The organism is Streptomyces sp. NPDC097640, assembly GCF_040302705.1.
Taxonomy (GTDB): Bacteria; Actinomycetota; Actinomycetes; order Streptomycetales; family Streptomycetaceae; genus Streptomyces.
On the sequence record NZ_JBEOSB010000024.1, the window covers coordinates 176484 to 199254 of the forward strand.

21 protein-coding genes and 4 pseudogenes are annotated in these 22771 nt (G+C 68.5%); 15 read left to right on the forward strand and 10 right to left on the reverse strand.

Going from position 1 to position 22771, the window contains the following annotated elements; translation table 11 throughout:
- Window positions 1-238 precede the first annotated feature (238 nt).
- On the reverse strand, window positions 239-679 hold the full coding sequence (locus ABTY62_RS32960) for an ATP-binding protein (RefSeq protein WP_352133073.1): 441 nt from the start codon (window positions 677-679) through the stop codon (window positions 239-241).
- 16 nt (window positions 680-695) lie between these two features.
- Between ABTY62_RS32960 and ABTY62_RS32965 the strand changes: the two are divergent.
- The 4 genes and pseudogenes from ABTY62_RS32965 to ABTY62_RS32980 form a co-directional block, all read left to right on the forward strand.
- Window positions 696-1098 (forward strand): annotated as a pseudogene (locus ABTY62_RS32965) (ATP-binding protein); the annotation flags it as partial.
- A 677-nt stretch (window positions 1099-1775) separates the two neighbouring features.
- The gene (locus ABTY62_RS32970; RefSeq protein WP_352133074.1) at window positions 1776-2273 is read left to right on the forward strand and encodes an aminoacyl-tRNA deacylase; all 498 of its coding nucleotides are present in this window, start codon (window positions 1776-1778) and stop codon (window positions 2271-2273) included.
- A complete protein-coding gene (locus ABTY62_RS32975; protein ID WP_352133075.1) occupies window positions 2270-2704 on the forward strand; it encodes a GNAT family N-acetyltransferase in 435 nt (144 codons plus the stop codon). Before ABTY62_RS32970 ends, ABTY62_RS32975 begins: the two co-directional genes overlap by 4 nt.
- A 43-nt stretch (window positions 2705-2747) precedes the next feature.
- Window positions 2748-3455 (forward strand): SDR family oxidoreductase, encoded by a 708-nt coding sequence (locus ABTY62_RS32980; RefSeq protein ID WP_352133076.1) that lies wholly within the window; start codon window positions 2748-2750, stop codon window positions 3453-3455.
- 57 nt (window positions 3456-3512) lie between these two features.
- On the opposite strand, the pseudogene ABTY62_RS32985 reads toward ABTY62_RS32980, so the two are convergent.
- The 3 genes and pseudogenes from ABTY62_RS32985 to ABTY62_RS32995 form a co-directional block, all read right to left on the reverse strand.
- Window positions 3513-4537: pseudogene (locus tag ABTY62_RS32985) on the reverse strand (integrase core domain-containing protein).
- 123 nt (window positions 4538-4660) lie between these two features.
- Window positions 4661-6064: an amino acid permease gene (locus ABTY62_RS32990; RefSeq protein WP_352133077.1), complete on the reverse strand. Its 1404-nt coding sequence runs from the start codon at window positions 6062-6064 to the stop codon at window positions 4661-4663.
- A gap of 383 nt (window positions 6065-6447) precedes the next feature.
- Window positions 6448-7473: a Leu/Phe/Val dehydrogenase gene (locus ABTY62_RS32995; RefSeq protein WP_352133078.1), complete on the reverse strand. Its 1026-nt coding sequence runs from the start codon at window positions 7471-7473 to the stop codon at window positions 6448-6450.
- 225 nt (window positions 7474-7698) lie between these two features.
- On the opposite strand from ABTY62_RS32995, the gene hppD reads away from it, so the two are divergent.
- The 10 genes and pseudogenes from hppD to ABTY62_RS47590 all read left to right on the forward strand — a co-directional run bounded on the left by hppD (window position 7699) and on the right by ABTY62_RS47590 (window position 17612).
- A complete protein-coding gene (hppD, locus tag ABTY62_RS33000) occupies window positions 7699-8844 on the forward strand; it encodes a 4-hydroxyphenylpyruvate dioxygenase (RefSeq protein ID WP_352133079.1) in 1146 nt (381 codons plus the stop codon).
- 74 nt (window positions 8845-8918) lie between these two features.
- Window positions 8919-10349, forward strand: coding sequence for a MocR-like pyridoxine biosynthesis transcription factor PdxR (gene pdxR, locus ABTY62_RS33005; RefSeq protein ID WP_352133080.1), 1431 nt, complete (start codon window positions 8919-8921; stop codon window positions 10347-10349).
- Between the two features lie 173 nt (window positions 10350-10522).
- Entirely contained in the window at window positions 10523-11545 is a 1023-nt protein-coding gene (locus ABTY62_RS33010; protein WP_352133081.1) for a phosphotriesterase family protein, read from the forward strand.
- 196 nt (window positions 11546-11741) lie between these two features.
- Window positions 11742-12149: a RidA family protein gene (locus ABTY62_RS33015; protein WP_352133082.1), complete on the forward strand. Its 408-nt coding sequence runs from the start codon at window positions 11742-11744 to the stop codon at window positions 12147-12149.
- Between the two features lie 61 nt (window positions 12150-12210).
- Window positions 12211-13170 carry an MBL fold metallo-hydrolase gene (locus ABTY62_RS33020; RefSeq protein ID WP_352133083.1) on the forward strand — a complete coding sequence of 320 codons (960 nt, stop codon included), beginning with the start codon at window positions 12211-12213 and terminating at the stop codon, window positions 13168-13170.
- 28 nt (window positions 13171-13198) lie between these two features.
- Window positions 13199-14398 (forward strand): homogentisate 1,2-dioxygenase, encoded by a 1200-nt coding sequence (locus ABTY62_RS33025; protein ID WP_352133084.1) that lies wholly within the window; start codon window positions 13199-13201, stop codon window positions 14396-14398.
- On the forward strand, window positions 14395-15273 hold the full coding sequence (locus tag ABTY62_RS33030) for a hypothetical protein (protein ID WP_352133085.1): 879 nt from the start codon (window positions 14395-14397) through the stop codon (window positions 15271-15273). Before ABTY62_RS33025 ends, ABTY62_RS33030 begins: the two co-directional genes overlap by 4 nt.
- Window positions 15270-16463 carry a fumarylacetoacetase gene (gene fahA, locus ABTY62_RS33035; RefSeq protein WP_352133086.1) on the forward strand — a complete coding sequence of 398 codons (1194 nt, stop codon included), beginning with the start codon at window positions 15270-15272 and terminating at the stop codon, window positions 16461-16463. Before ABTY62_RS33030 ends, fahA begins: the two co-directional genes overlap by 4 nt.
- A gap of 151 nt (window positions 16464-16614) precedes the next feature.
- Window positions 16615-17047, forward strand: a pseudogene (locus tag ABTY62_RS33040) (UDP-glucose 6-dehydrogenase); the annotation flags it as partial.
- A 205-nt stretch (window positions 17048-17252) separates the two neighbouring features.
- Entirely contained in the window at window positions 17253-17612 is a 360-nt protein-coding gene (locus tag ABTY62_RS47590) for a GFA family protein (protein ID WP_502997563.1), read from the forward strand.
- A 38-nt stretch (window positions 17613-17650) separates the two neighbouring features.
- Here the strand turns inward: ABTY62_RS47590 and ABTY62_RS33045 are convergent, their stop codons facing one another.
- The 4 genes and pseudogenes from ABTY62_RS33045 to ABTY62_RS33055 form a co-directional block, all read right to left on the reverse strand.
- Complete coding sequence (locus tag ABTY62_RS33045; RefSeq protein WP_352133087.1) at window positions 17651-18682, reverse strand: HEAT repeat domain-containing protein; 1032 nt, start codon at window positions 18680-18682, stop codon at window positions 17651-17653.
- A 158-nt stretch (window positions 18683-18840) separates the two neighbouring features.
- Window positions 18841-18915, reverse strand: a pseudogene (locus ABTY62_RS47595) (integrase core domain-containing protein); the annotation flags it as partial.
- A gap of 16 nt (window positions 18916-18931) precedes the next feature.
- Entirely contained in the window at window positions 18932-19960 is a 1029-nt protein-coding gene (locus ABTY62_RS33050; protein WP_352133088.1) for a phosphotransferase, read from the reverse strand.
- Between the two features lie 165 nt (window positions 19961-20125).
- On the reverse strand, window positions 20126-20482 hold the full coding sequence (locus tag ABTY62_RS33055) for an integrase core domain-containing protein (RefSeq protein WP_352133089.1): 357 nt from the start codon (window positions 20480-20482) through the stop codon (window positions 20126-20128).
- A 56-nt stretch (window positions 20483-20538) separates the two neighbouring features.
- Here ABTY62_RS33055 and ABTY62_RS33060 point away from each other — a divergent pair, with 56 nt between their 5' ends.
- Window positions 20539-21033: an integrase core domain-containing protein gene (locus tag ABTY62_RS33060; protein ID WP_352133090.1), complete on the forward strand. Its 495-nt coding sequence runs from the start codon at window positions 20539-20541 to the stop codon at window positions 21031-21033.
- 211 nt (window positions 21034-21244) lie between these two features.
- Here the strand turns inward: ABTY62_RS33060 and ABTY62_RS33065 are convergent, their stop codons facing one another.
- Both ABTY62_RS33065 and ABTY62_RS33070 read right to left on the reverse strand, forming a co-directional pair.
- Window positions 21245-21712: a spore-associated protein A gene (locus tag ABTY62_RS33065; RefSeq protein WP_352133091.1), complete on the reverse strand. Its 468-nt coding sequence runs from the start codon at window positions 21710-21712 to the stop codon at window positions 21245-21247.
- 324 nt (window positions 21713-22036) lie between these two features.
- Window positions 22037-22459, reverse strand: a complete 423-nt coding sequence (locus ABTY62_RS33070; protein ID WP_352133092.1) for a hypothetical protein — start codon at window positions 22457-22459, stop codon at window positions 22037-22039.
- Between the last annotated feature and the right edge of the window lie 312 nt (window positions 22460-22771).

Genomic DNA, 22771 nt, shown 5'->3' on the forward strand with positions numbered 1-22771 from the left:
CCTGCTCGCGTCCCAACCTGTCCGCCCTCTCCGTCCACCCCACCCCTCAGGGATGTTGTGCAGCACGATGTCGATCGCAGTGTGGTGTCGGGTGCACACCGTGAGAGGGCAAGCGCGAGTCGGTCAAGCCGATGGCCGCCCGGCTCGAGGAGGACGGCAATCGCTGTCGGCGGCGGCTGAACCGTGACCTACTTTGGACGGTTGAGTTTGGACCCTTTCGCGTCGTCGGTGGTCTTGTTCAGTCTTTGTCGGTGGCGGTGGGGACGCGGCCGAGTTCGCGGCCCCGCATGCGGTAGGACTCGCCTTTGAGGGAGTGGGCCTCTTTGAGGGAGTGGGCCTCGGCGTGATGGACGAGGCGGTCGATCATCGCTGCTGCCACGGTCTCGTCGCCGAAGACCTCTCCCCAGCGCCCGAACGGTTTGTTCGAGGTCACGATCACACTGGCCCTTTCGTATCTGTTCGAGATCAGCTGGAAGAACAGGTTCGCGGCCTCGGCCTCGAAGGGGATGTATCCCACCTCGTCGATCACGATCAGCGGGTAGCGGCCGAGTTTGACCAGTTCAGGCTGGAGCCGGTTGCTGTGGTGGGCGGTGGCCAGGCGGTCGACCCACTGGGCGGCGGTGGCGAACGCGATCCGGTGGCCGGCCTGGCAGGCCCGGACGGCAAGCCCGGTTGCCACGTGTGCCTTGCCGGTGCCCGGTGGCACTGGGAAGTCGCACTTCACAGAGGCACTGGGGCAGACCGCGGTCGAAGCCAGCCTGACCCGCCCCCTGGTTCACCATCGAGGACCTCGGGGCTCTGGCCCGCCGTCATCGCACCGACGACTCGCTGGTCCGAGCAATGACCCGGTTGATCCGCACCGACCTGATCATCCTGGACGACATCGGACTCCTGCCCGTCTCACCGGACGCCGCCGAGGGCTTCTACCGCCTGGTCGATGCCGCCTACAAACGCCGGGCCGTGGCCGTCTCGAGCAACCTCCACCCGTCAGGCTTCGACGAGATCATGCCGAAGACCCTGGCCACCGCGACCGTCGACCGGCTTCTCCACCATGCCCACGTCGTGGTCACTCAGGGTGAATCCTTCCGGCTCACCTAGGCCACCACAGGGAAGGGGGTGATGCCTCTGAGATGAACGAGACCTCAGAACGGCGGGGAAGGATCTGGCCGCCACCGGAGATTACAGATGGCCGTTGACAGGACATCGGACCCACCAGGAGGGATGGTGTGGGTCCCGGCGTCGGGTGAAAATCCAGCCGACGCCGACAGTGGGTGCTGGCGGAGACGAGAGATGAGTCGGTCGGTCAAGGGCCCGAGGTCCCCACAGTCATCATTCGGGCCACGCTCCCCGGCAGCCGCGTCCTGACGCGGACAGGCGACGGTCGACCCCGGATTGACACGCTCAGAGCCCACCTTGTTGGCGCTCCTTGAATTCGGCTCTGACCGCGATTCCGTGAATGATCTTTGTGCTGTGGCAGGCTGCCGTCGAATCGGTCTCACCGCTCGACCGCGCTGCCGAAGTGGCACGTCGTCTGCCCGGCCGTCGGCCCACATTGATCACGACAGTACGGACATCGAGAGACGGACGGCGTCTTCCCGTCGCCGACCCACGCCTTCACCGAACTGCGGCCAGAGCCGTGAAATCGGCCGTACCCGCTCGTTCCCCTCACTTGGTTGCGATCTCAACAGCGGGTAGGTCCCGGTCGAGCGGCGTGGCCGACTTTTACTCCCCAAACGGCGATCAACTTCCGTACTGTGCAAGGTAATCTCGGCGAGGTGAACGCTCTCGCGCCCATTGGTCCACCGGAGATCCTCGCTTCGCTCGGTGTGTCCTTCCGGCTGCACGCGCACCCTGACGTGACCAGCCCGGTGGAGGTCTGCGCCGCGTTGGGCGTTCCGCTGGAGCGCACCGTCAAGACCTTGGCATTCGTCATCCCCGAGGACCGTCTCCTGCCGGCGGCGTTGCCCGGCCGTGCACGGCTGCGGTACGGCGCCCTCGCCCGCACGGCCGGGGTCCGTCGGGGCGACCTGCCTCCCGCCGATGCCGGGCTGCTGGCGCGGGCGGGGATGCGGCCGGGCGGTGTGTGTCCCGTGTCCGCGGACCGTGCTGCGGTGGTGGTGTTCGACGGGACGGTCAGCGGCCGCGGACGTGTGCACTGCGGCAGCGGTCGGCCCGACAGCAGCGTCGAGATCGAGGCAGCAGAGCTCACGGCAGCCGTCCCAGGGGCCGCTACGGCGTCGATCGCCGACCTGCGGGCGGACGGGCCGGCATGACGACTGTCCGCGAGGCCACGCCCTCGGACGCCGATGACGTCTACCGTCTGCTGAGCGGGTTCGTGACGAGTTACCGGCCCGACCGGGTGGTCTTCGACGACGCCACGTTCCCCCGGATCATCGAGGCCGCCTCGGATGGCAGCGCCGAGTTCCTGGTCGCCGAGCAGGACTCGTACGTGGTCGGGTACCTGCTCGCGGTGCGCGTGCCCACCCTGTTCGCGGGCGGTACGATCCTCGAACTGCTCGAACTCACCGTGGCCGAGCCCATGCGGGGCCGCGGTACGGGTTCCGCGCTGATCCGGGCCGTACAGGCAAAGGCCCGGGAGGCGAAGGACGCCGAGGTGACCGTGCCGACCCGCAGAGCGGCCGACTTCTATCGCGCTCTGGGGTTCCACGAGACCGCTGTTCATCTCAAGTGGTCCACTACATGATCGGGAATCTGTCGGCCAATCGGCTGGGCGAGACGGGGAAACCATGCAGATCCAGGGGGCAACGGCGCTGGTGACCGGCGCGAACCGGGGGCTCGGACAGGTGATGGCCCGGCTGCTCCTGCAACGCGGCGCGCAGCGCGTCTATGGCGGGGCCCGCGACCCGCGGTCAGTCCTCGAGCCCGGCGTGATCCCGGTTCCCCTCGACATCACCGATCCCGCCCAGGTGGCCGCGGCAGCCGATAGGTGCTCCGACGTGACCTTGCTGGTCAACAACGCCGGCGTCCTGACCGACAGCCCCCTGCTGGCCGCGCCCGCCCCGGACGCCGCCCGCGCGGAGATGGAGGTCAACTACTTCGGCACGCTCGCCATGTGCCGTGCCTTCGCCCCGCCACTCATGAACAACTCGCCCGGTGCCATCGTCAACGTGCTGTCCATCGCGAGCTGGCTCACCAACGCCGCGATGGGCTCTTACAGTGCTTCCAAGGCCGCTGCTTGGGCCCTGACCAACGGGATCCGCGGTGAACTCCACGACACCGGCGTCCTCGTTGTCGGCGTGCACTGCGGCTACATCGACACGGACATGGCCGCCCATGTCACCGGTCCCAAGAACACGCCGGAAGCTATCGCCGAGCAGACTTTCGCCGCCGTCGAAGGGGGCCGGACGGAAGTCCTCGCTGACGAACGCACTCGACAGGCCAAGGCAGCCCTGGGACTCACTCCCGGCACAACAGCTTCCGCCCTGCGCCCGTAAACACCCTGTGCCGTTCGGAAACTCATCCTGTGCCGCTCGAAAAGTCATCGCTGCACGTCATGCCGCATATCTGTACAGGACTTTGCTGGTGCTGAGGGCGTGCACCGCGGCGGGTTCTTGATGGGCGTCGGGTGGTAGCTGATTGCGGGATGGGTGGGGTCGGTGCTCGTTGTAGTGCTGCGCATAGGCCGCGCGGACATGGCGGGCGTGGGCCTCGTTCATGATCAAGACGTGGTCGAGGGCTTCGCGTCGGATGCTGCCGATGATGCGTTCGCAGTGCGCGTTGATGCGAGGAGCCTGCGGCGCACTTTTGACGATCTCCATCTCCTCGGCCTCAAAGACGGCATCGAACACATTGCCGTACTTGCCATCGCGGTCGCGCAGCAAGAAGCGCAGAGAGTCGATGCGTATGCCCAGGTCAGCCATGAGATTCCGCGCCTGCTGCACCGCCAGTCGTGTGTCGGGCGGGCGGTGACCCCGGTGATGTGCAGCCGCCGGGTGCCATGCTCGAGGAACACCAGCGCGTACAACCGCCTGCCGAGGGCAGTGTCGATATGGAAGAAGTCTGCCGCGATGATGCCCTCGGCTTGCGCGGCCAGGAACTCGCGCCAGGTGGAACCTGAGCGACGTGGAGAAGGGTCGATGCCGGCCGCGTGAAGGATCTCCCAGACCGTCGAGGCGGCGATCCGGTGCCCGAGTCGAGCCAGCTCCCCCTGGATCCGTCGGTGTCCCCACCTCGGATTCTCCCGGGCCAGCCGCATAACGAGTGTCTTGAGCGCCGCCGGGGTGGGTGGGCGTCCGATACGCCGGCGCGCGGTGTAGTCCCACTTCGCGGCGAGGAACCTGCGATGCCAGGCAAGCAGGGTGCCGGGGCTGACAGGGAAGATCTCACTCCAGTGGCGCCGGGGTATCAGCCCGGACAACGCTGCGAACCAGAACCGGCCGGCGGGCTCATAGCGGACCGGCCCGACCAACTGACCGCGCAGGACCGCGTTCTCGTGCCGCAGCACCAGCAGTTCCGCGTCCTTCACCGTCTCGCAACGGAGGAGCACCGATGGAACAGTCAACAGCTTCCGGGCCACCTTCTACAACAAGGACACGATCACGGAAGGCGTCATCCCAGCGAACTGACCGCACCCCCGCTCACCTGCGGCGACGACTTTTCGATATGTGGGCGTGGAGGTAGGCGGGACCGGGCGGGAACCTCAGGCCCGCACGCCGGGGGCCGCTGCGGCTGTGGCTTCCTTCTCCTCGGGGCGTCGTGCGTACCGGTGGTGGATGAAGGAGGCGGCGATGAGTCCGCCGAGCCAGAGCGGGAGGGCGATGGCTCCGGCGCGGAAGTCGGGTATCCGTGTCATCAGTACGGCGATCATGGCGAAGTACGCCAGGCACAGGTAGTTCGAGTAGGGGTGGAACGGTGCCTTGAAGGAGCTGTGCTGTCCGGCCATGCGGAAGCGCAGGTGGGAGAGGGCGATGGAGCCCCAGGTGATGAGTTCGGCGCTGAGGATGATCGCCACGAGGACCAGCAGGAGGCGGCCGGGGAAGAGGTAGTTGAGGAGGACGACCACGGCGGTGACGCCCGAGTTGATTAGGAGACCGGTGACCGGGACGCCCCGGTGGTTGGTCCGGGCGAAGAAGGCGGGGGCCTGGCGCCGGTCGGACAGGCTGTGCAGGACCCGGGCGTTGCTGTAGACCATGGTGTTGAAGACCGAGAGGGTCGCGGTCACCACGACGATGTTGAGGAGCGTGGCCGCGCCGCCGATGCCGAGGCTGGACAGCATCAGGACGAAGGGGCTGCCGTCGGTGCCGACCTTGTTCCAGGGCCAGATGACGAGCATGACGCCGATCGCGCCGACGTAGAACAGCAGGATCCGCAGGATCACCTGGTTGATGGCCTTGGGGATGGTGCTCTCGGGGTTCTGTGCCTCGCCCGAGGTGGCGCCGAGGGACTCGATCCCGCCGAAGGTGAAGGTCACCGCGACCAGTGACAGCAGCAGGCCGGACAGGCCGTGCGGTGTGAAGCCGCCGTGGCTCCAGAGGTTCTCCAGGCCGTGCACGTCGTAGTGCCCGGCGCCGGAGATGATGGCGACACCGAAGACGATCATGGCGACGACGGCCGCGACCTTGATCAGCGTGAACCAGAACTCGAACTCGCCGAAAGCGCTCACGTGGATGAGGTTGACGCCGGTGATGACGACCAGCGCGACCGCGGCGGTGACCCAGGTGGGCAGACTGGGGAACCAGAACTCCATGAAGGTTCCGGCGGCGGTGAGTTCGAGCATGCTCACCACGATGCAGGTGAACCACCAGTTCCAGCCGACGACGAACCCTGCGGAGCGGCCGAGGAATTCGTGGGCGTAGTCGCTGAAGGAGCCGCTGGTGGGACGGGTGACGGCCATCTCGCCGAGCATCCGCATGATCAGGAAGAGGATGACGCCGGCCACGACGTAGGCCAGCAGGACGATGGGGCCGGCGGTCTGGATCGTCGAGCCCGAGATCAGGAACAGGCCGGTGCCGATCGCCGAACCGAGCGCGATCATCTGGATGTGACGGTTGCGCAGGCCGCGTTCCATGGGGGAACCGGCGCTGGTGGTGGGCGTCTTGTCCATCTGCGACATTCCTTTCTCATCGTGGGTGGGTGCTGTCGGTCCAGGTGCGGTGGGGGTTTCTGCAAACGAGAATGGTGGGGAAGGGGTACGAGGGGCACAGTGCGGTCGCCGATCCGGCGCGGGGGCGTGCTCGTGGCGAACCGGCTCGAAGCCCTGGCCCGATGCCGGTGGCTCTGGAGAGCGGCCGGTCGCTCTGCCCTGACGCGGGGAGAGACAGCGGTGCCTCAACCGCCCATCGGGCGGGAGGCGTTCAGCCGCCCGGCCCTCTCCGGTTGGCGGAGCCGGGCCGGCCTGACCGCGGTCGGCGGCGAACCCGGCTGGTGTGGGCGCGGGCTCGCCGCCGAAGGATGCCGTCGGTCGGACGGACGTCCTGGCAGCGGGTCCTACAGGTCGCGGGTGCGCTGGCGGGCGAGGTCGGTGGCCGCGGTGTGGGTGGAGGTGTTGTTCTTGTCGGCGAGGTCGTAGACCTCGGTGAGGGTGTCGCCGATGCGGGCGCAATCCTGAAGGACGCGGGCGCGGTCGTAGCCGTCGAGGAGGGCGGCGTTGTTGATCAGGCCGCCGCCGTTGGCGATGAAGTCGGGGGCGTAGAGGATGCCGGCCTCGCGCAGCAGGTCGGCGACCTTGGGGGCGGAGAGCTGGTTGTTGGCGGCGCCGGCGACGACCTTGGCCTTGATGTGCGGCACGCTCGTGGGGGTGAGGACGTCGCCCAGTGCGCAGGGGGCGAAGATGTCCGCGGGCTGGGTGGCGATGTCGGCGACGGTGACCTCGCGGGCGTCGTACTCCTTGACGGCGCGGCGTACCGCGTCGGGGCGGATGTCGGCGACGAGCAGGTCGGCTCCCGCCTCGGCGAGCATCCGACACAGGAAGGAGCCGACCTTGCCGAGACCCTGGACGGCGATCGTGCGGCCGGCCAGGTCGGGGGTGCCCCAGACGCGCTGTACGCCGGAGCGGATGGCGGCCAGCACACCGGCCGCGGCGGGCTCGTCGGAGTCGACGCCCTCGCCGCCCAGGACGTGATCGGTGGACTCGCGCATCACGGCTACGTCGTCGACGGCGATGCCGACGTCCTCGCCGGTGACGAACCGGCCGCCGAGGGTGTCGACGGCGTTGCCCATGGCCCGCAGCAGCGCGGCGGTCTTGTCGCGCCCCGGGTCGCCGAAGATGACGGCCTTGCCGCCGCCGAAGGGCAGGCCGGCCAGCGCGGACTTGTAGGTCATGGCCTGCGACAGGCGCAGCGCGTCGGCGATGCCGTCCGCCTCGGTGGCGTACTGCCACATGCGGGTGCCGCCCATGGCGTTGCGGGGGCCGGTGCGATGCACGGCGATCACCGCGCGCAGTCCGGAGCGTTGGTCGCTGGCGAACAGGACGCGCTCGTGATCGTCGTAGGCCGGGTGGTCGAACAGGGCCACAGTGACTCCTTGGTCGCGGGGGTCGGAGAGTTGGCACACCGTAGGTACGGGGAAGCGGCGGTGAACCGGTCCAAGTGGAAGCCGATGCACCGGACCGTCGGCCCGTCCGCGACTTGGTTCGGCCTTTCCGGACTGCATTGGTCCGGGCGTTCGCCGGGCGACGCTGCCTAGCGTCGGGGAACACCCCATCCCTCCGCTTACGCGGCGTTCACAGGAGTCGCCCCCATGACTGATGCGGCACCCGACCGTCAGCCCCTGCTCGGCTACCACCACCTGCGTTACCACGTCGGCAACGCCAAGCAGGCGGCCCACTACTACCGCACCGCCTTCGGCTTCACCCCCATCGCCTACTCCGGCCCCGAGACCGGCAACCGCGAGAGCGCCTCGTGGGTGCTGGCCCAGGGAGACGTCCGCCTGGTGCTCACCGCCGGGCTCCTGCCCGGCCACCAGGTCACCGACCAGCAGCACCAGCACGGCGACGGCGTGCAGGACATCTCCTTCGCCGTACCGGATGTCGACGCCGCCTTCGAGTACGCGCTGGCCGGCGGCGCCAAGCCGGTCACCGAGCCGCACGAGATCAGCGACGAGCACGGCACCGCGCGGCTGGCGACCATCGCCTCCTACGGCGACACCGTCCACACCTTCGTCGACGCCTCCGGCTACACCGGGCCCTTCCTGCCCGGCCACCGCGCGGTCGGCGACACCGGCAAGCTCGGCGGGCTCAAGCCCCTGTGGACGGTCCCCGAGGGCCAGGGCATCGGCATCACCAACATCGACCACATCGTGTGCAACGTGCCCCTGCACGAGATGAACCTGTGGACCGAGTTCTACCAGCGGGTCCTCGGCCTGACCCAGCTGGTCCACTACGACGACGAGACCGTCGGCACCAAGTACACATCGATGATGAGCAAGGTCGTCTGGGACGGCACGGGCAAGATCAAGCTCAACGTCAACGAGCCCGCCCAGGGCAAGTCGCTCTCCCAGATCCAGGAGTACCTGAACTACTACGGCACCTCCGGGGTCCAGCACATCGCCTTCGCCACCGAGGACATCACCAGGACCGTGGCGGCGATGCGGGAGGGAGGCGTGCGGTTCATGCGCGTGCCGGAGACCTACTACGACGAGGTCCGCGCCCGCGCCGATGTGGACGCGCTGGGCCTCGACCTGGAGACCCTCGCCGGACTGTACGTCCTCTTCGACCAGGACGAGGACGGCTACCTGCTCCAGCTGTTCACCGAGCCCGCCCAGGACCGGCCCACCCTCTTCTACGAGGTCATCGAGCGGCACGGCACCCGGGGCTTCGGCCTGAACAACTTCAAGGCGCTCTTCCAGGCCATCGAGCGCGAGCAGGCAGCCCGCGGCAACCTGTAAGTCCTCACGGCACGGTCCGGTTCCGTCCGTTCCCTCCAGGCGGCACGACAGGTTCGATCCCGAAGGGGTTGGTAATGTCCCTTATGGCCTTCGACCAGACCGCACGGGGATCCGAGCTGCTGCTGGCCATGGACCCCGCCAGCGGCACTCCGCTGCACACTCAGCTGGAGCGAGCCCTGCGGGAGGCCATCCGCAGCGGCCGGTTCACGGACGGTACTCGGCTGCCCGCCTCCCGGATCCTGGCGACCGAGCTCGGCTGCTCACGCTGGGTGGTCGTGGAGGCGTACCAGCAGCTCGCCGCCGAGGGTTTCCTGCGCACCCGGGCCGGCGGCGGCACGACGGTGATCACCCCGCAGGCCGAACGCGGCGACGCGCCCGCGGTCGCCCCTGCAACGGCGGCTGTGCCCCTGCCGGCCGACTTCGAGCCGGGCCTGCCGGACCTTGCCGCCTTCCCGCGCAGCACCTGGCTGCGTGCCCTTCAGCACACGGTGCGCAACCTGCCGCCGCACCACCTCGACTACGGGGCCGATGCAGGGGTGCCGCAGTTGCGGCACGTCCTGGCCGAGCACCTGGCCCGCACCCGCGGGGTACGGACGGATACCGACGGCGTGATCGTGAGCGCGGGCGTCACCCACGGACTCACCTTGCTGTGCGAGGTACTGCGCGAGGAGGGCCACCGTCAGGTAGCCGTCGAGGACCCGGGCTGGCCCCGCCTCGGGCTGGCGGTGCGGCGCGCCGGTCTGGAGCCCGTCCAAGTGCCCGTCGACGACGAGGGGCTCGTCGTCGACGCACTGGAGCGCACCACGGCCCGCGCCGTCCTTGTCTCGCCTGCGCACCAGTTCCCGGCCGGCGTGGTGCTGTCCCCGACCCGGCGCACGGCCCTGCTGGCGTGGGCGGCCGCATGTGACGGCGTGATCCTGGAAGACGACTACGACGCCGAGTACCGCTACGACCGCAGGCCCGTGGCCGCGCTCCAGCCACAGGCGCCCGACCGCGTCGCCTATCTGGGTACGGTCAGCAAGACCCTGGGCCCCGGCGTGCGGCTCGGCTGGCTGGTGCCCCCGCCCGCACTGCTCTCCGGCGTGCTGCGGCTGCGGGAGTGCGGCGATCCCGTCCCCGCAACCGTCGACCAGCTGGCCCTGGCCCACCTCATCGAGTCCGGCACCCTGGACCGCCATCTTCGCCGCACCCGCGTCGACTACCTCGCCCGCCTGACCGCTCTGCGTACCGCCCTGGCGGAGTATCTGCCCGACGCCCGCATTCAGGGCGTCGACGCCGGCCTGCACCTGACCGTCCACCTGCCCGACGACACCGACGAAAGCGCACTGCTGAAGGAAGCACGCGAACACGGCGTGCAGATCACCGGTCTGAGCCAGTACAGCAGCAGGCCACCGGCGCGACCGGGCCTGATCATCGGCTACGGCAAGGCCCGGCCGCGGCAGATCGCCCCGGGCATCGCCGCGCTCGCAGCGGCATACGCGACCGTGCGCGGCACCCGACCCTGACCCCAGCAGGGCCCGTCGATCCACCGGTCACCAGCACAGCGATGCCAACGCCCTGGGCGCCGGCGCCCGCGCTGCCCGGGCGATCACCGCGCACAGCGGCCCGGGAAGCCATCCGCACGCGGGAAGCCAGACGCTTCCGACTGCCCGCACCCGACCCGAGAACAGAGGCCCCCGTGAAGGCCAGTTACACCATCAGAACAGCCAAGGGCGACAGATCCCTCACACCCGGCTCCGGCTACGTCCTGCCGCACGAACACATCATCTGCGACCTGCGCGCGCGTTGGTCAGGCCAGGGCGACGCGCACGATCTCGATGCCCCCGGCCTCCCGCTCGGACCGGAGACGATCGACGCCGTCCGCCATGACTCACAGGGCACCGTCCGGGAAAACCTGATGCTGTCCGACTGGTACGTCGCCGCACAGGAACTCCTCGAAGCGCGACGATCGGGCTGCGGCCTCCTCGTCGACCTCACGGCGCACGGGCTGGGCGCCATGCCGTCACTGGCGGTCCGCGCGGCCGACGCCGCGGGACTGGACACAGTGATCGCGGTCGGCAGGTACATCGTCGCCGCACTCACCCCGGAAGAACGCGACCTTCCCTCCGCCGCACTCGCCGAGGAGTGGACGAAGGCGGCCGAGAACGGGATCGACGGCTGCGCCGTCGGCGTCATCGGCGAGATCGGTCTCAGCGTCGACATGCACGAGGCCGAACGGCGTTCACTCCAAGCGGCGGCCACCACACACGGGCACACCGGGCTGGCGGTCAACGTGCACATCGAGCCCGGACACGGACTGGGCACCGCACATGAGGCGCTGTCCCTGCTGGAGTCGGGCGGCACCGACCCCGCGAAGATCGCCATCAGCCACATCGACTACGAGACCGACCTCAACGCGCTGATCGAACTCGCCCGCCGTGGCTGCTACCTGGAGTTCGACCTGTTCGGCCGCGCCTTTCCGCCCGTCAGCGAACCCAACCGTGTGGACATGATCACGTCCCTTGTCGATGCCGGACACGGCGACCGCGTCCTGCTGTCCCAGGACATCTGCATGCGCCACGGCCTACGGCGGTGGGGCGGCCCGGGATACGGGCACCTCGCTCGGGAGATCCACCCAGTACTGCGCGATCGACTCGGCGCCGCCGGTACCGAGCTGCTCATCAGCGAAAACCCAATGAGATTCCTGTCACTCGGCCAGTAGCCGCAGCCCCGCATCCGGTCCGGGACGAGTACGCGAGGGCCCTGGACCGGATGCCGTACACAGCGCCGACGCCGCCGGGATGGTCCGGTGCACCGGTCGGTGATTGGTCCGGTCCACCGGACCACGTGGTGCCTAGCCTCACAGCGGCACGGCATTCCCGGGCATCTCTCTCCCCGAACGACTTCTGGAGATCATCATGGCAACCGAGCCGCAGGCCGTCAGCGCCCCCGAACTGGCCTCCGCACCGGCCGCCCGCTTCTTCTACAGCCACGGAGTCCTCCACGGCCGTCAGCTGTGGATCTCCGGCCAGGTGTCCATGGACGCCGACGGCGCGGTCGTCGGAGCCGGCGACATCACCCGCCAGGCCGAGCAGGTCTTCGAAAACCTCGCCGCCGTCCTACGTGCCGCGGGCGGCGACATGCCTCACGTGGTGTCCACCACCACCTACGTCACCGACCGCGCCCTGCTGCTCCCGGTCAACGAGGTCCGCGGCCGCTACCTGACCGCCGGCCCGGCCCCCACCAGCACCCTGCTGGTCGTCGCGGGCCTGGCCCGCCCGGACTTCCTGCTGGAGATCAGCGCGGTCGCCGTCCTGCCCGAGTAGGCCCCGCACACACCGCCCTCCGCCGCCGGGCCCCGGCCCGCCTCCCTTGAAGGAGATCACCATGTCCAAGACCTTCGCCTCCGCGGGCGACCTGTCCGAGAAGAAGCAGACCCTGGAAGTCCTCGCCGACGGCGTCTACGCTCTGACCGCCGAAGGCGACCCGAACGTCGGCGCCATCGAGGGCGAGGACTTCGTCGTCTGCTTCGAGGCCCTGGCCACCCCGGTCGCGGCCCGCGAATGGCTGGGCCGGCTGCGCGAGCACACCGACAAGCCGGTCAAGTACCTCATCCTGTCGCACTACCACGCCGTACGCGTCCTGGGCGCGAGCGCCTTCGACGCCCAGGTGATCATCGCCCACCACCGCACCCGGGACCTGATCGCCGAACGCGGCCGGCAGGACTGGGAATCCGAGTACGGCCGTATGCCCCGGCTGTTCAAGGAGCCCGAATCCATCCCCGGCCTGACCTGGCCCACCCAGACCTTCCGCGACCGCGTCACCATCGACCTCGGCGGTGACCGCGGCGACCTGGTCCTGGAACACGTGGGGCGCGGTCACACCGAGGGCGACATCGTCGCCTGGCTGCCCAAGCACAGGATCCTGTTCGCCGGCGACCTCGTCGAGTCCCAGGCCGCGCTATACACCGGCGACGCCTTCCACCGCGAGTGGTCCACCAACACCCTCGACCGCGTCGCCGACTACGCCGCCGAGCTCCTCATCGGCGGCCGGGGCGCCGTGGCCCGCGGGCGCGACGAGGTCCAGGCCGCCATCGCCCAGACCAGGCACTTCCTGCAGGTGATGCTGACCGAGGTCGGCGCTGTCCAGCAGCGCGGCGGCATCCTGAAGGAAGCCTTCCAGGCCACCCACGCCGCACTCGTCGACCGCTACGGCGGCTGGCCCATCTTCGAGCACTGCCTGCCCTTCGACGTCTCCCGGGTCTGGGACGAACTCGCCGGCACCGAGCGCCCGGTGATCTGGACGGCCGAACGCGACCGCGAGGTATGGGCAGCCCTCCAGGACTGACCGACCCGGACGAACCAGGAAACCACCCATGGCGTACTACCGGCAGGTGGGCAGCGTCCCACCCAAGCGGCACACCCAGCACCGCCGCCCCGACGGCGGCCTGTACTACGAGGAGCTGATGGGCGAGGAGGGCTTCTCCTCCGACTCCTCTCTTCTGTACCACCGGCACATCCCCTCCGCGGTCGTGGACGCCACCGCGTGGCCTCTTCCCGACCTGACCACCCAGGCCAACCACCCCCTCAAGCCCAGGCACTTGAAGCTGCACGCCCTCTTCCCCGAGCAGCGGTGGCAGGACCACGACGTGGTCACGGGCCGCCAGCTCGTGCTGGGCAACGCGGACGTGCGCCTCTCCTACGCCGTCGCGGGAGCACCCTCCCCGCTCTACCGCAACGCGATCGGCGACGAGTGCCTGTACGTCGAGGCCGGTGAGGCCACCGTGGAGACGGTGTTCGGGACACTGCGGGCGCGGCAGGGCGAATACGTCATCCTGCCGCGCGGCACCACACACCGCTGGACACCGGCCGGGGACCAGCCCCTGCGCGTGTACTGCATCGAGGCGAACTCCCACATCACCCCGGCCCGCCGGTACCTGTCCCGCTTCGGCCAGCTGCTGGAGCACGCCCCGTACTGCGAACGCGACCTGCACGGCCCCACCGAGCCCCTCCTGGCCGAGGCGAGGGACGTCGAGGTCCTTGTCAAGCACCGCGCGGGCAACGCGATCGCCGGCACCCGCATGATCTACGCCGACCACCCCTTCGACGTGGTCGGCTGGGACGGCTGCCTGTACCCCTACACCTTCAGCATCCACGACTTCGAGCCGATCAGCGGACGGATCCACCAGCCGCCGCCCGCCCATCAGGTCTTCGAAGGACACAACTTCGTGGTGTGCAACTTCGTGCCGCGCAAGGTCGACTACCACCCGCTGGCCGTGCCTGTGCCCTACTACCACTCCAACGTCGACTCCGACGAGATCATGTTCTACTGCGGCGGCGACTACGAGGCCCGCAAGGGCTCGGGCATCGGGCCCGGATCCGTCTCGGTCCACCCCGGCGGGCACGCGCACGGGCCGCAGCCCGGCGCCTACGAGCGCAGCATCGGGGCCGACTTCTTCGACGAACTCGCGGTCATGGTCGACACCTTCCATCCGCTCGACCTCGGCGAGGCGGCACTGGCCTGCGAGGACCCCGGATACGCCTGGACCTGGGCGGGGCGGGGGCCACGGACATGACCGGACTGCCCACGATCTTCCGGTGCCTGTGCGATGACGCGGCGGTGTTCCCACCCGGCCTGCTCTCCCTCCCCGCAGCGGTCGCCGCCCACCGCGCACACCAACGCGCCGGCCACGCCGACTTGGTGGGATCCTTCGTCCTCGCCGCGAACACGCTGCGGGAACTGGGCGAGCTGCTGCCCACCGACGCGTCGAGCGGGCACCGGCTGCAGCTGGCCATCACCGTGCCCGGGCCCGGTCACATCGGCCCGGCACTGGCTGCGGCGGGGAACCTGCCGGTCAGCCTCCGCGCACTGGAGGTCACCGTCCCGGAAGGCATGACCGCCCCCGAACTCGTCTCCGCGCTGGACACGAGCTGCAAGGACGCACCGGGAACCGAGGTGTTCGTCGAGATTCCCCGAGACGACCGCCGCGTGGCCGTGCTCGCCGCCCTGTCCGGCACCCGGTATCACGCGAAGCTCCGCACCGGCGGGGTGAAGGCCGAGCTCTACCCCGACGAGACGGAACTGGCCGCGGCCGTGGCCGCCGCGGTCACGGAACACGTGCCCTTCAAGGCAACCGCCGGACTGCACCACGCCGTCCGCAACACCGACCCACGCACCGGCTTCGAACAGCACGGCTTCCTCAACCTGCTCCTCGCCACGGACGCCGCCGTGCGCGGCGCGCACCATACCGAACTGGCGGCACTGCTCGCACAGCGCGACCCCGCCGTCATCACCGTCCAGATCGCCGAGCTGGACGGGGAGCGTGCCGTCGCCGCCCGCTCGACGTTCCTCTCCTTCGGCACCTGCAGCGTCACCGAGCCGCTCACCGAACTGATCGACCTCGGCCTGCTCCCCACTTCACTGAGCAGCAGCATCGGAGAACCCGCATGACCACCCTGGACGTCCCCGAAGGCTCCCTCTTCGGGCGGGACAACCTGCCCTACGGAGTCTTCTCCACAACCGGCAGCACCCCCCGAATCGGCGTGCGCATCGGCGACTGCGTGGTCGACCTCGCCCGGCTGCTCGGCGACGACGTCTTCGCCGCACCGTCCCTCAACCCGTTCATGGCACAAGGGCACGGCCGGTGGGTCGAGGTGCGCGAGCAGCTCACCGACCTGCTGCGCCAGGACGTACCGGACGAGGCGCTCTTCGCCGTCGACGAGGTGAGGCTGCATCTGCCGTTCGAGGTCGGCGACTACGTCGACTTCTACGCCTCGGAGCACCACGCCTCCAACCTCGGCCGGCTCTTCCGCCCCGACTCCACCCCGCTGATGCCCAACTGGAAGCACCTGCCGGTGGGTTACCACGGCCGGGCAGGGTCCGTCGTGGTCTCAGGAACGGACATCGTCCGCCCCAGCGGACAGCGCAAGGCGCCCGACGAGCAGGCCCCTACGTTCGGACCCAGCCGCCGCCTCGACATCGAAGCCGAACTCGGCTTCGTCGTCGGTACCGGCTCCCCGCTCGGCCACCCTCTGACGACCGCCGACTTCGCCACCCACGTTTTCGGCGTCGTCCTGGTCAACGACTGGTCCGCACGCGACATCCAGGCATGGGAGTACGTGCCGCTCGGTCCGTTCCTCGGCAAGAGCTTCGCGACCTCCATCTCACCCTGGGTGGTCCCCCTCCTCGCCCTGCAGGCCGCACGCGTGCCCACCCCGCCACAGGACCCGCGGCCACTGCCGTACCTCCAGGAAGACCAACCACGGGGCCTGGACATCGACCTGACCGTCGAATGGAACGGACAGGCGGTCTCACGTCCGCCCTACCGGGAGATGTACTGGTCACCCGCGCAGATGCTGGCGCACATGACCGCAGGCGGCGCCTCCACCCGCACTGGCGACCTCTACGCCTCGGGCACCATCTCCGGACCTCAGAAGGACCAGCGCGGCGCCTTCATCGAACTCACCTGGGGCGGCAAGGAACCGCTCCAGGTCAAGGGTGAGGAACGTACTTTCCTGCAGGATGACGACGAGGTCACCATCACCGCGACGGCTCCAGGCACATCTGGCGGACGCATCGGCCTGGGCGAAGTACGCAGTCGCATCCTCCCCGCAGACTGGGAGGGACCATTGAGCGGCTGACGATGGCTCGGCGGCGGTGCCTGAAAAGCGCGGGAGAGCCGGAGTTCCACTGCCGCTACTGACCCTCTTCCTGAGCAGTTCGTAGCGTCCCAGGTCACGGCAATGATGGCGCGGCTGGTCGGCTGCGAGCCTGCAGGCGAACGACCTCAGCGCCCCTACGCCCTTCCTCGCCACGAAGATCTCCTTCATCAACGCCGTCGCCGAGGTCTGCGATGCCTCCAGCGCCGACGTCGGCCAGCTTGCCGACATCCTCGGCCACGACGCCCGCATCGGCCGTCGCGGCATGCGGCCCGGCCTGGGCTTCGGAGGCGGTTGCCTTCCCAAGGGCATCCGCGGGTTCATGGCCCGCGCCAGCGAACTCGGCGTCGATCAGGCCCTGACGATCCACTGCGAGGTCGACGCGATCAACAACCGGCGCCGCGACCGCATGGTCGTCCTCGCGCGCGAACAGACTCGACGGCACCCTCATGGGCAAGCGGATCACCGTCTGGGGCGCCGCCTTCAAGCCGAACACCGACGACATCCGCGACTGGCCCGCCCTCGCCGTCGCCCCGCGCGTCATCGACGGCCGCGGCATCGTGAACGCCGAGACCTGACGCGATGCCGGATGGACCGTCCGCGTCCTCGGACGCCCCTGAGGCGCAGTTGTGTCGCCCGGCCCGTGACGCCTCCGCAATCGGCGCACGCGGTCCGGTTCATGTCAGAGCCGCCAAACAGCGTCCTGGCGATCATGGAAGTGATGGCACAGTGATAGGCCCAACTTGCCCATCGTGTCTGGGAGAGCACCTGATGAACGCCACAGCCGCGGCCGGCGCTCAGGGAGCCGAAGATGCTGAGGGACGTACCGGCGGATGCCTGTGCGGTCGTATCCGCTTCGCCACCCGGGGTCCGGCCGTCTTCCCCCACACCTGTGCCTGTGAGCATTGCCAGAAGCTCGGCGGCACCCCCGTGATGTGGTGGGTGGGCTTCGCGAACGGTCACTTGGACCGGCGACAGCGAGCCGACCTGGTACGAGACCTTCGAAGGCGAGGCGAAGCGCGGCTTTTGCCCGAACTTCGTTATGCAAGCGGAAAACGTGTCCAGAGATGTGGTGTCTCACGGATAGCGCGGTACGAACGCGTGGTGCCGGGCCGACAGCTGCCAGGGTAAGAAGCCGGCGTGTCATACACGCCGCCCCTCCACCGCCGTCAGTAATTTGGCGCCCACGGGTCGTCGTACCCGGCCGGGTCGGGCTGTTCGGGGTGGAGCATCTCTCGGATGCAGTGTCGCAGCCCCGTCTCGCCGAACCTGCTGGCGGCGGCCATCCAGGGCAGGGCGTCCATAGCGTGGGCGCGCTGGTTGGAGGCGAGGTTGTCGACGGTGGCGCGAAGATCGTCAGGGGTGGGTTCGTCGGTGAGGCAGAGCCAGCCGATCGCGGCGGCCAGTCGGACCTCAGGTACCTGTGTCCGGTCCCGCCACAGCTCTCGCATCCACTCGGTGGTCGGTGGGTGGGGGTGGTTACGGGTGGCTTCGGCGGTGGCGAGGACCAGGGCGGCACGGACGATCGGGTCTTGCTCGGCGCCGAGCCGGGTGCGGAAGGCGGCGCGGACCGCGCGGTCGGAGTCGGCGGCGGTCGCCAGCGTGTAGGCGGCGCGGATGCGGGTTGCGGGGCTGGGGTCGTTGAGGAGGGGCAGCAGGAGGGCGGTGTCGGCGGTGATCGCGGCCCGGGCCGCGGCGACCGACCAGCCTGCCGGGTAGCCGGTCACCTCGACGCCGTAATCATCGTAGAGGGTGTCGTCCCGGGTGTCGGCGCGGTGGAGCAGAAGTTCGTTGCGGGAGGCGACGCCGAAGTGGCGGGCGCGGGCAGGGGAGGAGACTTCGGCGAGCGCGTCGGCACGGTGGGGGTGGCGGGTGTCGGCGGCTATCCGGATCAGGAACGGTACGGCGAGCACGGTCGCGGCCCGCATGTCGTTGGCGCACATGCCGCTCACAACGCCCGTTCCCGTGCGAAGGGCGGAGTCGCCGGTGTGCAGCAGGTGAACGGCATCTTTGACGTGATCCCCCTGTGGGAAGTGCTCCCAGGGGACTTCGTCGAGCAGGAATCCGTCCGTGGCCTCGGGCCGAATAGCGGCCGCCACCGCACGCACGTCGAACGGGCCGCCCACGAACGAGGACAGTTCCGCCCCGTCCACCAACGCCCGGCACATCGCGAACGTCGGATCGGTCCGCCACTCGCCCACGTCACACCCCCATCTCATCGCCGACTCTAGTTGGAGCCGATCATGCCCGAGCGGGCCGGACCCGGTGCCGAAGTGCTGCGATTGCGTGTGCCGTTCGGAAACTCATCGCTGCTGCTCGGAGGTGGTCTGGCGCGCCATCACGGTCTGCTGGAACCCCGGTGGTCAAGGACTTCGCGCCGCAAGGTGCCGATCACCCGCTCGCAGTGCGCGTTCATTCGGGGAGCCCGCGGCGCTGGGGCTCGCCGACCTCTATGGTCGCCTTGACGGGACGGGCTGAAGCGCGGGCCAGCGAGTGAGCATACGTTGCCGCATAGCGGTGCTGAGGCTGCTCACACCGCTCAGCGAGGTGTCGCCGGCCGTCATCTGGCTAACGACCCCGAGCCGGTGGACAAGCCGTTGTCGGGCGGTCGCGGTGCCCCACGTCCAGTCCCGGTGCGGAATCCGGGCCAGGTGATCAGTGCTTTCACGGCGTGCCCGCTCAACCAGCGCGTCGCCGCGGAGCAGCCAGCCGGTGCACGCGTCAGCGAGCCCGTCTTGGGCTTCGGAGCCGGTCAGGGTGCGCCACTCGTTGCGGTATGCGCTCTCCGCCCGTTCCAGCAGCGGCTCCGATGCTGAAGTGACACACCAGCAGGTCGGAAAGCCGATACGGAGGTAGGCGAGCTCCATCAAGCCGCTGCCCAGTGACGCTTGCTCGAAGTCGATGAACCTGATCCCCGTGGCGGTGTGGAGATCGTTGCCGGGACAGGGATCTCCATGGAGGAGGGCATGCCCGGGTGCCTGGTCGAGCCGGTTCACGAGGTCATTGAGTTCACCGGACACGCCAGCGGTGACCGGGACCTCCAGAGCCTCGGCCAGCCGCAGGAAGGACTCGATATCAGGCTGGTTCGGGCCCTGCCACCGGGGAAGTACCCCGACGTCCTCCGGGCGGGCGGTGGCATGCAGCCGTGCCAATGCGGCTGCATAATCGACGATCCAGTCGCTGGCCGGGCGTCGGTGATCCAGATGCTCCAACACCAACACGCGCTCGCCGGGATCGATGGCCAGTAACGCGGGCACCACGGGATTCTCGGCTCGGGCGGCGAGCCGCAGGGCGGCCACCTCGCGGGCGTATCGCTCGTCGGCATCAGGACCGTCGACGATCTGCTTCACCACTGCCGTTACCTTCGGCAACTCGACGCGCCACACGCGCGAGCGAGGGCTGCTGCCCAGTTTGCGGGAGCGCCTGGGCGATCCCAGCTCGGCCCGTAACTCGTCCCCGAACGGCAGTCGCAACCACATGCGCTCATCCTTCCACGCGACCGAACGAGCCTGCGGCTACTGCGCACAACCGACCGTCCTGCTTCACGCCGACGAGGATCACCACCCCCGCAGCGAGAGCGGGGAAACCCCCGGGACTGCTTTCGGGGTGCTGCCAGTTCTCATCGACATTCCTGGACAGCTCGATCACGAAGCGGTGCCGGCCCCCATCAACAATCGCTCTCCGTTCCCACCTACGAAGCCAGGCAGCGGGATGACGTTCGGGGCGTCGTCTGGGGCACGTAGGCCGAGGCCGCGGTGGGCCCGTCTTGCGTTGTAGTGCTCGGCGTACTGGTTGAGGACCGTGCACAGGTGCCGTTCGCCGGTGATGGGGAGGCGGTCGGTGCACTCGGCGCGAGCTGTGCGTATCCATCGTTCGGCGAACGCGTTGGACCGGGGGCTTTGCGGCGGTGTCGGGATGACGGCTGTTCCGTTGTCGGCGAAGACGGCGTCGAACGCGGCGGTGAACTTGCTGTCCTCAAGGAGGCCGGGATCGACCGTCACCGCAGCGCACGGACCACTCCTGGTCTGTCTTCCTCAAAGCTCAGCCCACTGCGATCGTGGCCACAGACCTGTTCCATATCGACACGGTATTCTTGCGGCGCTGGTTCGTTCTGCTCTTCATCGAGCACGGCACCCGCCGTATACACATCGCCGGCATCACCCGACACCCCACCGGCCCACGGGTTACCCGGCAAGCACGGAACTACCTCATGGAACTGGGCGACCATGCCGAGTCGATCAGGTTCCTCATCCGTTACCGCGGCGCCTACGTCACCGACAGCTCCGACGCCGTCTTCCAAACGATCGGCATGCGGGTCCTTCCGGCACTGCCCCAAGTGCCCCGGATGAACGCCATCGCCGAACGCCGGATCGGATCATGCCGCCGCGAAGCCACCGACCGCATCCTGATCACCGGACAACGCCACCTCCACCTCGTCGTCAACGAGTACGCACAGCACTACAACAGTCATCGGCCACACCAATCCCTCCGACAACGACCACCAGGCCCACTCGCCACCCCTGAACCGCGCCCGAGCCGCCGGCCTGCGTAGTTCCGTCCCACAGGGATGCGGCCACGGCCCTACGGAGCATGGGCCTTCGCGGTTTGTTCAGGTCCCCGCAGTGCTACCACGATGACGGGTCCCAGAGCTGAAAGCAGCATGTTATTGATCTGCGGGCCCTAAGGACTGTCCCGTAAATGATCTCCTCACACCAGCCACATCAAGATCATCTCACCCGTGCCCAGCAGTTACGGAACAGCCCTTACGCTTGTCGGTCGCAGTGATCGTTTTCTATAACCTTATTCAGGCCGTTAAAGTAGCCGCCCCAATCCACGCATGAATACCGTGCGTACACGTAGACCGGCCCCGCGTACGAAGTGTAATTTCCGATGTCCTCATGCGCAGATCCGGGCTCACCCGAACGCCTGACTCCCGCGCCTAATCTGAGGGCGGTGCCGACCGTGTCGCGCTTGGTCACAACGCAGTTGTTTCCGCTGGCGCTGGAGAAGGTCAGATAGGCAGTGGCGCCGGTTGACAAGTGGTAGGAGTCGATTTCGACGTATCCGACTCCGCATTCCCCGCCGTAAGCGCGAGCGGCCTCAGCGGCGTGGGTTGATGGGGACGTGACGGTCAGCGAGGCGATGCAGGCGCCAGTAATGACCCCGATCGACATCAACGGCTTGCTGGTGAGGGGTGCTTGCCGTGATCTTTTCTTTTTCGCAATGGGCATGAGAGCCGTCCTTCCGTGATATCGGGTGGGGGAGATACTATGGGTGGTAAAAGATCAGCGAAAGATGCAATTTTTGCCAAGAGTGGACTGCGGTGGCCCCCCTCGCGGCGGTCGGGCCATTGCGCACACGCCGCGACAAGGACGGCGGAGAGTGGACGCACTCGTGAACTCGTTGAGTCCCTGATCCACCCTCTACCCCGAACTGGCGCAGAGGGTGGAAGAAGCTGATTGCCAAGGCCCTTAGGCAGACCACGCAGCGAGAGCGCGCTCGGGACCATATCGCTCCCTGGCGCCGGTTCGCCGCTGGTCCGACGTCGGCCTTCTTCAGGAACGGTGGCTGAAGGTGACGGCGTTCTGGGTTTCGAAATAGAACTTGTACCTCGTGCCCGCCTTGACGTCGTCCGCCACAGTGGTCCACTGCCCTGCGTACGCCGGCGTATAGCCGCCCTGGCAGTAGTCGTCGCTGCCGTTACGAGGGTTGTAGCAGAGCTTGACGTTCCGTCCCGTTGTGGGATTGATGGCGATGGTCCCGCAACCTTCGCTGGTGACGTACCAGTTTCCCCCGGGATACAAGATCGGGCTGTAGTGGTAGTCGGCCGGCTTGGTGATAGGCCCCCGCGTCACGCACGCTTGTATCACGACGTCTTCCTCGGACGCCGGAGCGGCACTCGCGGTGCCGGCCAGTGTGCCGGAGGCCAGCACGAATCCGGCCGCGAGCGCCGCTAATCTGTGCTTGTTCCTGGACATGTGACCGTACCTTTCATCCACGTCGTGCGACCGGAAGGGAGCGCCTCCCGGACGCGGTCAACTCACGGCCGTGTTGCCCGTGTCCATGCCACTATGTGCGACTGGCCTACGAGCGTCTTTGACGCCCCGTGCACAGTGTTTGACGATCCGTCTCCAACGACCAGGCCGGCCCCGCACCTCTGGTCGCAGCGAGTCCGCCGTCCGGGCATCACAAAACCCTGTGGGTGCCGGAAATGGTGTCACCCTGTGCGGCCTGCTTGTATTCGTGGATGAGGCCACCGATCCGGTCGTGCCGGGAGACTGCTGTGTTGT